This window comes from Spirulina sp. CCY15215 (genome assembly GCF_016888125.1).
Lineage (GTDB): Bacteria > Cyanobacteriota > Cyanobacteriia > Cyanobacteriales > Spirulinaceae > CCY15215.
In genome coordinates, this window is the sequence record NZ_JACSWA010000343.1 from 14950 (window position 1) to 29417 (window position 14468).

The 14468-nt window shown below is 45.3% G+C and carries 2 protein-coding genes; both read right to left on the bottom strand.

Annotated features, from left to right (window positions below; all coding sequences use genetic code 11):
* Positions 1-22 precede the first annotated feature (22 nt).
* Entirely contained in the window at positions 23-7885 is a 7863-nt protein-coding gene (locus JUI58_RS07720) for a DUF4347 domain-containing protein (protein WP_204103184.1), read from the bottom strand.
* Positions 7886-8103: 218 nt separating this feature from the next.
* Complete coding sequence (locus JUI58_RS07725) at positions 8104-14451, bottom strand: CHAT domain-containing protein (RefSeq protein ID WP_204103185.1); 6348 nt, start codon at positions 14449-14451, stop codon at positions 8104-8106.
* Positions 14452-14468 lie beyond the last annotated feature (17 nt).

Below are 14468 nucleotides of genomic sequence, written 5' to 3' on the forward strand. Positions count from 1 at the left end.
CATTCCCAGTGAGGGGAAAACTTTAGAAGATGAAATTACTGCTATCTTCTAAAGCAATACTGGAAACATCTTTGACGGTGAGGAAAGAACGAGGATTTCCTGAACCCGTTAAACCATCAGAATCGAATTGTAAGATGGTATCTTGTCCGCGATCGCCTAAACGAATATAACCGTCAGCAATTGGATCAGAGCCTTGATAATTGAAGCGATCGAGAAGTTCGGTAAAAACTAATTTATCTTGACCAAGTTCAAAGTCTGTAATAATATCTCCGGCATCGCGGGGACTATTATAAACAAATAGATCTGCTCCTTTTCCTCCTGTCAAAATATCGGCTCCTTGACGACCAGTAATGATATCATCTTGGTCAGTTCCGGTTAGGCGATCGCGCGATCGCGTCCCTTCAATTGGATTAAGGGGATCGTCAATAGAATTGACATTAATTTGCACAGTTGCAGTGCTAATTTCACCTTGTCCGTCGCTCACCGTGTAATCAAAACTTGCTTCGCCAAAGAAGTTTTCATCGGGAGTAAAGCGGAAGTTTCCTATATTATCTTGTTCAATTTTACCATGAACAGCATTCCCAAAGTTATCAATATTCAGAAGATTTCCATCGGGATCGCTATCATTTACAAGCAGTTCTGTCCCCAAGATATCGAGGGGAATATCTTCATCAGTGGTGAAGATATCGTTCGTTGCTTCAGGTGCATCATTGATGGGGTTAACGAATAAAGTTACGGTCGCTGTATTCGTTTCTCCATTTGCGTTTGTTACCTCGTATTCAAAGGTTGCAGGTTGGAAGAGTTCGGGTTTATTAATGAAGAATTCGGGATTGGTATTAACGATATCAAAATCGAGGCTAAAGTAGTCGCGATCGGGGGTGAAAGTAATGTCATCTCCATTCAATTCTACCGTGCCGTTAGTGGCATTACGAACTCCAGTGATTTTGAGATTTTGACTGTTGAGATCGAGGTCATTAGCGAGTAAATCTTGAACGGAAATAGTTAGAGGTGTATCTTCATTAGTTGTGACGAGATCGCCTAATAAAATCAGGGTTGTTTCACCACTACCGATTTGTTGGAATGTTGCGGCTGTTTCCCCTTGAATTAAGGTTTGAATCTCAACAATTTTCTCTTCTGCTTCTGAGAGTGTGAAGCTGGTATTGGCTGCGATCGCATCGATTTGTTCGTTTCCTTTAGCGATAATCTCAGCCAGATTTCCCGTTAAAGATTGGAGTTGGTTTTGTCCAAAGCTGGTAACAATTTCGTTGAGAAGGGTGGCTTGGTGTTGGGTGTTACTGAGATCTAAAGTTCCTTGGTTGACTTGGTTGGCGATCGCGTTAATAACCGTTGTCGCAATTTCTCCCGTGGTTAAGTTGGTTGCACCTTGAATTAACTTGGTTGCTTGAATAATAGTGTTTTGCACTTGAACTTGTTGAGAGAAAATGCTCAATCCTGTTGCATCATTTTCCGCGATCGCTTGGAAGGGATCGAAATGATTCAGGTCGATATTTTGTGCCAATCCGAGAGCAGTTTTGACTTTATTCTGGGAGTCTTGAACGGTATCTCCTTGGCTGAATAATGCGGCTGTGAGGGTTGTTAAGGGGGTAATGATACTGGCACCACCTGTCGCACTGAGAGGGGTTTCTAGGTTAAGGTAAGTGGAGGTATCGACCCCCCCAATAACGACGATTTGACCTTCATCGGAGTCGATGACACTATTGCCATTGAGGTCAAATTGTGCTAGGGGAATATTGATATCGAAACTGCCATCAAAGTTGGTGAAATTGTAGGGTTCATTCGCATCAAGGACACCGTTAAAGTTAGCATCTAGGAAAACTGTTCCAGAGGCGATCGCACCATCAAAGACAGAACCAAAATAGTTTTCTTTGGGTCCAACAGCAAATTCTGCTAAGGGGAAAGTGGCAATTTTCTTGTCATAAACGGTTTTACTCCCAACCCAGTAATCAATTTTCAATTCAGCCGCTAGGAAAGCATTAACTGCACCTTGAATTTGGAATAAATCCCAAATATTGTCATCAAATCGCGCATCAATCTCACTAGCACGAATCTTACCATCATCAGTCCCATTTAGTTCTCCTTCATCCACGAGATCGATACCAACAATTCCTTGTAATCCTCCGGTTACATAACCTTCAAGAATACCAAGATCGACACCGACTCCCGCAGCAATTTCTGCATTAATGGTTAATTCTTGAACATCTTCTCCTGTTCCATCTGGGTTAGCGCGATCGCTAACATAAAACCCATCTAAAACCAGTTCCCAATCGTCCGGGTTCCAGTCTGTATTTCGCCAACGATTTAAGCCAAAGGTATCAAAACCAAAATCAAGATTGGCTTTAATATCTAAACTTCCTTCAACTTTTCCTTGAACAAACCACCAAATCGGAAAAGTTGTTTCGATGCTGAAATTTGCATCAAATTCAGGAACATCGTAAGTCAAGATATTGGTGTTTTTTCCCAGAAAAATATCAATGAGTCCCGCAGGCTTATCAATAATAGGAATGTCGAGATTATCATCACCAATCCATTTTTCTAAGAAGTTCTTTTGTTGTCCTTCCGTTCCCGTATCTTCGAGATCGCTGATTTGTTGTTCGACACTAGCACTGGTAACTTTTGTCTCAATTGTTGCCTCTTTAGCTGTTTGATTTACATCGGTTGCATCAAAATCACCTCCTAATTTGTACGATCCTAAATCAAATTTAAAAGATTCGAGGTTTTCAGGAAGTGCGTTCAGCTTATCGATGTAATTGATAATATCCATTGTTGTCTCGATGAAACCCATATCAACGGATTCACCAGCGAGTTCAGATGCAAGTTCTAAAACCGTAACTTTGCCATCTTTATTGGTATCAAACTTTTTATCGAGTCCGATCTTACTGAGGATTTTTGTGTCTTTATTGAGGAAGTCAATAATGGGACGAAAAGGTTCGATTACCTTGTCAATTTTACTGATAATTGGTCGCGCAAAATTGGTGATGAATGTACCAGAATCAAGCTGAAGATTATCAAAGGAAATTTGAGGAGATACTTTCTCCGGCATTTCAGTATTACTGTAGCTGAAGAGAGGATATTTCCCATTAATATCGACTGATAAAGAAGGAAAAGCAGAATCGCCTTCAATGCTGGTGATAGCACTTAATCCTAAATTTGCATCAGCAGATAGGCTATAATCAAAGAGTTTGCCAAATTCTAAATCTCCTTTTAATTCAGAGTAAGTTAGGCGATCGCCATCTCCATCGTTGTCTCCTCCAATATCTTTAAGATCGAGTTTAAAATCAGCTTTAACTTTGGTAGAATTATCGGGATTGTTCGTTAAATCGAATTGAAGAAAACCTAAATTTCCGGTTGTTTTGAAATTGTCATCTAATCCAACATTGAGATCGGCAGTTAAGAAGGTTTTTGAAGCATCAATAAAGATACCATGCGTATCGTGATAGCCAATTCCCAAGTCTAAACCATAATCAAAGGTTGATGAAGCTCGTCCATCTACTTCAATTCCCAGTCCGGGTAATCCTAAATCAGTGGCTAAAGACGCATCAAAAATCTCGATAGAGTCCCCTAAACTAATATGATATGCGATTTCATCAGAAGTTTTTTCTTTCTTGACTTCAACTTTAGAGAAAATTGGTTTTAGGTATTCTTCTAAAGTTTTTTGAAGGTCATCATCGTTTGTATCTCCAGAGGCTTTAATTTTATTGATTAAGCCATCTTTAAAAGTGTCGATGAAGTTCAAGGAAACATTACTCGCTTGACCGATAATGGGGAGGGTAGAGGACAGAAGTTGTTGATCTAAACCATTTTGAAGATTCGTTAAAGCAATATCGAGACTGCTGGCAAATTCTTGGCTATTCAAAAGCGGGTCTTCAATATTTACTGTCACCGAACCAGCATTAATGCTTTGATAGTTAGCATCGCTGCTGTTGACAGTATGGAAAATCGTTGTAGCGTGAGTTCCTTCTGCAATTGAATCATCGATCGCGCTAACATCGACAACTTGAGCCGTTTGCCAATTATCAGCAGTAAAGGTCAAGGAAGAGAGAGAAGAAATTTGCGCGCTATCGGTGTTGAAATTGATAGTAACGGGAGACGTGGGTTGACTGGTTAAATAAATTTCATAACTGTCCGTCGCACCCGCTTCTACAACATTGGTTTGGGTTCCATATTCAATGATGCGGACTCCTGCAACATCATCATCGCTGATGGTAATACTGGCATTATTTGCCGTTCCCAGTTGATAGCTATTGTCCGCATTTAAGGTTAAATTAATGCTTTCCTGTGCTTCATCAATTTGGTCATTAATGGGACTAATAAAGACATTTGCACCGTATTCTCCTTCGGGGATGAAAATGCGACCCGGTAAGGTTGCGTAGTCTGTCCCTGCTTCTGCGGTTCCGTCCACCGAATAGCGAATTTCTAAGCCTCCCGTGGGTGCGCGATCGCTTAAACTAATCTTGAATAATCCCGGAATGCCGCTTTGTTCGCTACCGTTTCCACCACCTGCTACTGTTACGGTAGGGCGATCGTTGTCGGTAATGTTGACATTCACCCCACTGGGATTAACTTGGGTGTAGGCTGCGTCTTGACTGCTGAGACTGTGGGTGATGAGACTGGTATGAGTTCCCTCGGCGGTTTGGTCGTCAAAGGCACTCACTTGAATGGTTTGTGCTTGATTATAGTTGTCGGGAGTAAAAGTGAGAGTAAAGGCGTTACCCGCACCCGCACCGAGATCGACTTGACCATCGGGAGAGAGGGTGACGACAACGTTATCTGTGGGTTTTGCAGTTAGCGCGATCGCATAACTATCTCCGCTTCCTCCTTCGCTAATATCGGTGCTACCGTTACTCTGAGTAATGAGAAGATTGGCGCTTTCGTTGTCGAGGTTGATAATATCAGCGCTGTTTGCAGAAAGGTTATTGTATTGGGAATCGCTGCTGGTGAGGGTTGCTTGGATAAAATAGGGTTGATTTCCATCGGTTTCCGTATCGTCAACTCCCGTCACCGTCACCGTTTGGGGAACATTCCAATTACTGCTATTAAAAGTGAGGACAGAAGTAGAAAGAATTCCTTCGCCAAGATCGGAACTGGAAAGATTGACCGTGACATCGGCCATGGGTTGACTGGTTAGCGCGATCGCAACTTCGACCTGTCCTCCTATTTCGCTGGTTGCACCTGTGGGAGAAGAGAAGAGAATTCCCGCTTGGTCGTTGTCGGCGATCGCAATAGTTGCAGTGTTGTCGCTTCCCAAGTCATAATCGTTCCCAGCTTCGAGGCTAATTTGGATGGTTTCATTTCCTTCAGCAAGGCGATCGTCGAGAGAACTAATATTGATAAACGCCTTAGTATCTCCCGGACGGATAAAAACACTTTGGGTTAAGCCTTCATAATCATCCCCTTGGGTCGCACTTCCGTCCACTTGGTAATAAACCACAACTCCCGAAGCAGGTGCGGGGTTTTGTAGACTGACTTCCCACTGACCGAAGCCATTTTCTGCAATGGTATTTTTAACCGCTTTAATGCTAACTTCGGGGGATTTTTCGTTATCCTCAATGGTTAAAGTCGCCGTTTGACTGTTCCCATTGACCCCATATCCTAAACCATCAACGGGATCGACAAGGGTAATTTGTACCGTTTCGCCGGGGTCGATGTCGAGGTCGTCAAAAGTAGAAATATCGATGGTTGCACTGGTTTCTCCTTCTTCAATGAGGAGATTTGCAGGGGTGAGGGTTTCATAGTCTTTACCCGGTGTTGCAGTTCCTCCGACGGTATAGCTGATGAGGACTCCGCCAGTAGGTGCGGGGTTGCTGAGGGTGACAATAAAATTACCACTATCTCCCCCTTCGATGGGTGCATTTCCCGCAGCAATACTGACTAAGGGTTCGTTATCGATAATAGTAACCGTTGCATTGCTGGAGGAATCAATTTCATAGTTTTCTCCCCCTTCCAATTTCAGACTGAGAGTTTCATTGGGGTCAAAGTATTTATCATCGATAATGTTGAAATTGAGAACACCACTGGTACTTCCTGCTTTGATGAGAACCGATCCCGAGGGAGAATTATAATCTTGTCCGGTTGTCGCCGATCCCTCTAAAGCATATTTTACCAGCAGATCGAGGGGGAAAACGTTGGAGAGGGTAAATTGAAATGTTGCAACTTCTCCTTCATTGACGGTTGGGTTGGATGTAATTGCAATGATGGGAGAAATCAGATCGTTGAGAACCCCATAAACATCGTTATCAGAGTCAGAAGCGTTGTTATTGTTGAAATTTAACCCTTTTCCTGCAACCGTCGCGCCATCGCGAATGAAGATTGCACCACCAACCCCTTGACCATCTTCAAAACCCGTTCCTCCCGTTGCAGAGTTCCCAGTAAAAGTCGTGTCGATCAAGGCCAAACTCGCACCCGAGTTGACAAAAACAGCACCGCCTAAACCCGCACCGCCACCACCTTGACCGCCATTTCCGCCAGCACCTCCACCATTACCTCCATGAGTTCCATTACCACCATTACCCGCAAATTCACCGCCTAAACCCCCTTCGCCACCAGGTCTTCCTTTACCATCCTTATGCCATCGACGTGCATTTCCACCCGCACCTCCACCCCCGCCAGCACCGCCGCCAGCACCAAAACCGCCATCACCACCTTCACCCCCGAAACCACCATGATAGCCACGTCGGCCTTCACCACCGCCAGCACCGCCGCCAGCACCGCCGCCAGTACCTAATAACCCTGTACCGCCGACACCTCCTTGTCCTCCTTCATGAGGACCATGACCAATACCACCGCCAAGACCCCCAAGACCACCAGCACCTCCATCAGTCCCAAAGCTGCTAGAACCACCAAGACCACCGGTTGTTCCAGTATGACCATCACTACCAGAACCACCACCGCGACCGCCATTAGCACCGAAGCTACCATTACCACCGATCGCCGAATTATCAGCAAAAATTACCCCATCCAGCAAAACACTCCCACTGTTAATAAACAAACCTCCTCCGAGGCCACCGCCTCCACCCCCGCCGAGTTTACCGTCGCCACCTTGCGCCTTCCCACCAGTAATGGTCAAGTCAGAGAAACTAATTAACCCGCTATCTCCACCATCAACGAGAAAACCGCTTCCACTAACCGTATGATTGTTACCCAGAAAAGAAATGGCCAAACCGTCTAAACTTGCAATAGTCGGTAATGCAAACGGCGATCCGCTATTTCCGGTATTGGGTGAAAAGAAAATACTATTGGTTAAAAGAATCGTATCGGTTTCGTAGTTATTATTAGCTTCCGCGATCGCCTCTCTCAGTTCTTCCTCTGAACCCACGGAATACTCTGCAAAGACTCTACTGTAGGTTTTCCGCACAGTTTCGGGAAAGGCCAAAGCAAACTCAAATTCTCCGGTTTGCACCTCAAACTCCCAATTCCCTCCCAAAGCTGCATTTCCGGTACGCTGAGTCGAAGCTGCAATATTAATTCCCGTCAGTTGGTGCAGTCGCGCAATAAACTCACTTCCCGCATCTCCCGCCGCGACATTACAGCCATAGAGAACCAGTCCAGAAGCGTATTCAGACCACTCCTTTAACTGACTCCCATAGAGATTCAAGGTATCGAGACTGAGTTCTGTTTCTCCCAGATACAAGCAACCAGGAGAACCGTGAGACACCAAATGCACGATCGCTTTCCCTTGATTCTCCTGCAATACGCGGCTAATTTGCGCGATCGCATCTCCTTGAGAATTAAGCGCGATCGCACTTGTCCCTTCTGCAACACTAGCAATTAAGTTTTCGTAATCTTCGATATTGCGATCGATGAATACCAAATCTGGCTTGAGTTTGAGTGGGTTCTGGGTTTGGCGATCGCGGATGGTAGCTTGCATTGTTCTTTCCTCTTGGTAGACTTTTCTGATCGGCTATCTACCTATCGAGAAATCCGAGAAAGTTTTTCGCAAATTTTTCGACTCTTAATATTTCGTTACAAATAGCCAATAATGGAAGGGCGTATGCAATACGCCCCTACCCCAAAAATACCGCCGTAGGGGCGCAATGCTTGCGCCCACAGGGGTTTTCGCCCACAAGATTTGCTGCCTCCCAGTTTTTACCAAGGACTGCCGATCGCCGTGTATCCCGCCCAGAAATAAGGATGACTCAAATCGCGACCCTCCCAGTGGTGCAGTTCTGGGGGGAGGGGGAGAGGTTGACTCAACCCGACGATTTGACCCGACTCGACCCGCACCTGTCCGCTTAAGAGGGCGATTTGGGACTGTCGGAGGGCTTCGGCTTTGATGGTGACATCTTCGCGGGCCAGTTGGGAATAAAATTCGGCGATCGCAGGCAAAGTAACAAAATCGTTAATTTTCCACAAGCTGGCGAGGACGGATTTGACCCCCGATCGCACCGCTAACCCGGCAAAACCCATTTCGGAACGGCGATCGCCAATTGCGGTTTCGCAAGCACTCAGCACCAACAGTTCTACGGTTGCATCATCGTACCATCGCGCCTCTCGCAGAGCATCCAAGCGGATTTTATCTTGCCAAAATTGGATGTAGGTGTTGCGATCGTTGTTGGGTTGGAAGGAAGCATGGGTGGCGAGGTGGACGATATCGTAGCGAGATTGGTTGCGTTGATAACGCAGGTTTTCGAGGGTGAATTCTTCGTTGAGAAAGGTCTCTCCTTTAGCAGGGCGATCGACGATCGCGGCGAGTTCGAGGGGGACGGAGGGGAGATCGGGTTTATTGCTGAAACTGTGGAATTCTTCGGCACCCATGCCCAAAATACGCGCTTCTCGGACGGATTGATAGCGAGTATCGGTGAGGGCGACACTGGGAATTGTGCCAAGGCTGTATTTTTCGACAAGGAATTGTTCCCCGTCGTGAAGGGCGGCGAGGGGAAGCGATCGCAGTCCCGCACCCATTGAGAAAATAAGGGTATCAATTTCCAGTCTTTCGAGTTCGCTTTCGATGGGTGCGATCAGCCATTGATAGAGTTTTTTGGCGTGAACCTGATAATTTTTATTAGTAGGATCGAGCAATGTGTTTCTAAATTGGCGGAGTCGCAGGAATAGCGATCGGCTGTCGGCATCGGCTACAGTGGTAACGAGAGGCTCTTCTTCGGGACGCACGAGAACGAGTTGCAGGCTATCGGGAAAGGGAAGGGCATAAACAACAACGGCACGGGTTCCGGTTTCGATTTCGATGGTTTTGAGGGTGTCGCGAATGCTTTGGGCATTTACTTCTCGATCAGTGAGATTATCGCCGAAATAGGTTTCGTATTCGGTTTCGAGGAGTTGTTCGATATCGGTGACGATTTGTTCGGGGTTGGTGTTGAGATTAAGGGAAGTCAGAGAGTTGAGAGAAGGAGGAGTGATATCGGCGATCGCGATCGGATTATCGGTTTCTGGATTATCGGTTTCGGTGTAGGGATTTTCGACATCGAGGGAAAGTTGCACTTGTTCCCCTGTATTGGGATTGGCGGTTTGCCACTCAAAGGCATAATCTCCCGTTTCATCGGTGGTAATGGTGGTTTCGGCGTTGAGGAGATCGCCAATTAGCAGGGCGAGGCTTTCGATGGGATTATCGCCGCGATCGAGTTCTTCTAAGGGTTCGGGATTTTCGGGAGGAGGAGTAGTTACGGGATCGGGTGATGTTTCGGGAAGAGGAGGAGATGTCGGCTGGGGTTGTGCGGGAATGTGAGGTTGAGGGACAGAGACGATTTGCAGGCGATCGCTATCTTGTTTGTGGGTGTAGGGATATTCTTGATAGGTTTCGATACTTTGTATGGGGATATCGTTCCCTCTCGTAATTTCTCCCGTCGTGCCGTTGGTGGCAGCATCGCCGACAATGAAGGGAATTTCGCCGTTACCGCCATGATAAATCTTGACTTCGCCCCCTTCAATGGCTCCGGCAACGGAAATGCTGGCATTCTGTCCGTTGCGATCGCTAAAGGTATCGGTGGCTTGGAAGTATTGAGGGGTTTCAATGGTTACATTTCCTCCTGTTTCATTGCTGCTTTGGGCGTTGATAGAGTCGGTGGAAATACTGCGATCGCCTTGCAGGGTGACGTTACCCGCATCGGTTGTTGCTGAAGTGTCGATCGCGCCCGTTGTAATGCCTTCTCCTTGGCTGATAAGGGTAACATCGGCGGGGACGGTAATGTTTTCGGTTTGGATGCTGCCGCGATCGGCGGTGAGATTAGTCGTATCAGTGGCGGAGATATTGCCTGTTATCAGATCGCCGTTGGTGGTGGAGATGGAGAGTTCTCCTTGGGTGTCGATCTGTTGGGTGAGAATGTCGCCGTTGGTGCTGGTTAATGCGAGATCGTCTTGAATGGTAATATTTCCGGTTTCAATGCTTTGGGCTTCAAGAGAAGTTTCATTTTGGGCGTTGATATTTCCTGTCGTGAGGTCTCCAGATGTATTAATGGTAAGAGTTTCGCGAGTTGCAATGTTGCCTGCTCCAAGATCGCCCATGCGACTGGTTAGATCGACTGCTCGTTCTGCATCGATATTGCCTGTAGTCACGCTGTTTCCGTCAAGCGTAATGGTTTCTGTTGAGGTAAGATTTCCCGTTGTCAATCTACCTTCAAGGCTGTTGAGAGAGATGGCTTGCTCGGAATCAATATGGCTCGTTGTAATATCTTGGCGAACGGTAATATCAGTAGTAGTGGTGTCGTTAAAAACCGTACCATTGCGAACGGTTAGGCGATCCAAGGGTGTTGTTGCACCGACGCTATCTTCGAGGGTTACGGTTTGAGCATCTAAGGTGAGTTCGTGGCTGCCGTCGAGGGTACTGCCAAAGGTAATATTCCCGTTACCTTCAACTTTGAAGGTGTTATTATCGGCAAGGTTTACCATTCCGTCAAAGGTTAGGCTGTTATCGTTTGTAGTGATGTCGCCTTGGGTTGTGATAGCGCGATCGGCTGTAATAGAAATTGCACCGCCTTGGTCAGCGATCGATTGAGCATTAATATCCGCAACGTTAACATCTCCTCCAGCGCTAAATGGTGTAGAGTTTACTGTAGTATCGAAACGTTGCGATATAATATCAATATCTCCACCTCGACCTAGAGCAGATGATGTAATTAAAGTACCTTGAGTGGTATCAACATTGCCTGCCAAACTTAAAATTTCAATCTTGCCACTGGCGATCTGAAAACCGGGGTTGAATAGAGTAATTGTTCCAGTGTCAATATCGCTAACTGCTCTAAGTGCAATATTTCCTCCAGTAACACCTCCTGCTGCGCTAATAACACCTGCTGTTGTATCAAGAGAGCCATTAATTATCGGGCTAACAAACTCCCCTGTTACAGGACTAAACAACCGTCCTACCCACCCTTCTACAGTTATGTTAATATCGCCTGCAATTTTAGGACTATCCGAACGGATATTTTGAGTAAATAATGTTCCCATTCGTCCTGCTATTTCAATATTGCCTCCACTTTCACTTCCTGAAGTATCAATATCTCCAAGTTCTACATTAGAATAAGTGCTGTTAAAAATTGAAATATCTCCTCCGTGTTGACTGCCAGAAGTATTAATTTCTCCAGCTTTAATAGTAGGAATAATTGTACCACCAGCAAATATAGTATTGGAAGAAGATGAATTATAAATAAAAACATTACCCCCATTTATCCCACCAGAAGAATTTATTACACCCTTTACTTCTGTAGGGACAGAAACAGAAGCATCATTATAAAGAATAATATCACCTCCATTGACACCTCCAAAAGCATTAATATCCTCATTTATCTCAATATCTTGGCCAGCAATCAGTGTGATGTTTCCACCATTTCCGTTTGATAATGAAGAATCAATTGAATTAACTTCTATACTCCTTCCTAACAAAGTAATATCTTGACCATTTGTATTGAGATTACCTTCAGATAATCTAATGCCACCCATTAGATTATTTACAATGTCCTGAGATATGATTGTTATTTTGCCTTGGTTTGTTGTTAGATTGGATGAGCTTGTAATCTCAGAACTACCATTGAGGATTAGGTTAATATTACCAAAACCAGTAGATTCTATTATTGCAGAAGTATTCTGAGCAGAGGATATATCAATTGCATTAGAACTTCTTATACTAATGTTACCATTTTTACTACGAATTGATGGTTGATAAATACGAATTTTTGCACCATTAATCCCAATTCCCCGTAAATCAATATTTCCATTATCTATAGTTTCTATTGAACTCGATGAAATTCCTAAACCATAAGCTCTTTCCTCATTTCCTTGACCTTCTAGGAAGATACCACCATTACCTGCTGTAAAATTGCTATTATGTATTTCTATACCATTATTACTATAGTTATCTTCATTACTTCCCTGTCCTACTAAGTTTATTTCTCCTACCCCATCCGTAAGAATATTAATTACACAATCAATACAACGAAATCCTATATGACGACCCAAATGATCGCCTCGATTATCGATATTTGGATTACCTGTTATTTCACCTGTTATTCCATTCATTCCTATGATACTATCAAAACCATTTCCTCCAATTCCTGTTATTTTTATATTGCCATTTTCCGATTGAATTAAGCCATCTTGAATTTCAATTCCGTAGTTGTATAATCCAGTACTTCCTCCTCTTCCATCTAAAGTTATTGAACCCGTTCCAATAAGCTCCAAAAGATGATCTTTGAGAAAAATGCCATGATTATTACCAATATCGTAATATCCTCGCGTTTCAATAGCTGAACCCTCACCTCCCGCACCATTCATAACAATATTTCCCGTTCCATTAGAACGCAAAACTGAATCATTTACCGAAATTCCGTAATGTCCGCTTTCTCCTTGACTGCTTCCCCCGACTCCCGTAATCTCAATATTTCCTCCTCCTGCATCAATTTCGCTCCCTTCCACTGTTACCCCAACTCGTTCTGTTCCATCCCCTTGTCCCCTGCCAACAAAATCACCTCCTCCTGTTTGGATCGTCGCATTGGTTATCGTTAAACTTCCCCCGTCTGTATTATCGGCATCACCAATTAACTGTACATCACCTCCCTGCGTCGTGATATCTGCATTGACTCGAACGTGCCGATCGCCCTCAACGGTCAATCCTACCCCAGCATTCGCCATAGCGATCGCTTCATCAATAAAAATATCCTGCGTCGCCGTCAGATTCACATTTGCCAGCGCATTATTAATCGCCGCTACATTGCTCCCATCCACCACAAAATCCGTCGGATCGAGCAATAATGTGCCAAACTCCCCATTTATCCCGGAAGCATCCACCCAACCGCGATAATCCAGCGTTTCTAACCCCGAAACCTCCACAAAACCCCCATTTTCTCCCGTCGCACTCACCTCTCCCAAAAACTGCATCTCCCCATCTGCCCAAGCGATAACATTACCACCATCCGCACTTCCCCCATCTGCCCGAATTGTCGAATTTTCATCCACCCAAACGCGATCGCTTCTCGGCATTGTCCCCGCTCCCTGCTTCTCCCCACCAATCCTCACATTACCGCCCCCCTCACTCCCAGAAACATCAATTTCCGCACCGATTAAAGCAACAATATCCCCCAAAACATCCACATTTCCCCCCGTTGCCTCCAACTCTCCAGAAGCGATCGCGCTTCCTTCAGAAACAGGCACATTTGTTCCTTGCACCGATATTTCATTCCCCGCAACCGTTAACCCCGTTTCCACCCTCGATCGCGTAATCAACGCCGGAATATCCACCGCACGTACCGCCACCAGATTCCCTTGCGCGTCCCGAGGGGGTTCGATTTCAAACCCCAAGACATTATCGCCGCTCACAATCCGCAATCGCCCCGATTCTGGCATCGCCACAATACTCACATTACCTGCCGGAGCGCTCAAACTCCCTGTATTGATGACAGTTCCCCCAATCAAGCCAATATTTTGACCCTCACTAACCGCTAAATCTCCTGCATTGATAATCACACCAGAGCGATCGCTTAAATCGAACTCAACAGGAGTCCCCACTAAATTCTGATAGTCGTTATCTCCCCAAGCATCGAACCACAAACCATTCCCAAACCCGATCCCCTGCGCCGTCGTTGCGAAAAAGTCCCCCGGCACATTTAAGGAGGCATTCGAGCCAAAAACAAACCCCGAAGGATTCATCAAATAAAGGTTAGAATCACCCCCCAGAACTTGAACGAGTCCGTCAATAACCGAAGGATTGCCCCCCGTCACCCGTCCCAAAATATTCTGGATTTGCGGATTGGAAAGAAACGTGGCGATCTGGTTCGCATCCAAACCCAACTCGATAAAACTATGGAATAAGTTTGCACCATCTCCCGACAGCGTACCGCCGTCAATAACAAACTCATTCCCATCGATATTCACGATTGTTCCCGTGCCATCTGACGCGGGAACGATAGATTGAGCGAGAGTTTCACCGCTTGTAACTAATAACGATAGAGCAACGAAAGGAACGAGAGTTTGGGGTTTTATGGGAGTCTTCATCATTCTGAGGGTAGAGC

What these genes read in the sequence shown, in the direction of transcription:
- JUI58_RS07720 (WP_204103184.1), bottom strand. Translation starts at nt 7,885, where the DNA reads ATGCAAGCTACCATCCGCGATCGCCAAACCCAGAACCCACTCAAACTC.
- JUI58_RS07725 (WP_204103185.1), bottom strand. Translation starts at nt 14,451, where the DNA reads ATGAAGACTCCCATAAAACCCCAAACTCTCGTTCCTTTCGTTGCTCTA.